Genomic DNA, 206 nt, shown 5'->3' on the forward strand with positions numbered 1-206 from the left:
TTATCCAGTTTTCAAGGTGCAAAGTGAATCACAGACAACCTCTCGGTTGCTGTTAGGTGTAAGTATAACACCTGCTTGGCGACGTCCTACTCTCCCAAGACCCTGCGGTCTAAGTACCATTGGCGCTGGAGGGCTTAACGGTCGTGTTCGGTATGGGAACGCGTGGTTCCCCTCCGCCATCGCCACCAAACGGATGACTTAACGTT

General features: G+C 52.4%; 1 other annotated feature (running past one end of the window).

What is annotated here, in order from left to right:
- Nucleotides 1–206 (minus strand) — a sequence feature (most likely nonfunctional fraction of RNA operon); it runs 1,630 nt beyond the window's last position.

The sequence above is a fragment of the Bacillus sp. FJAT-26390 genome, assembly GCF_001682865.1.
Lineage (GTDB): Bacteria > Bacillota > Bacilli > Paenibacillales > Paenibacillaceae > Pristimantibacillus.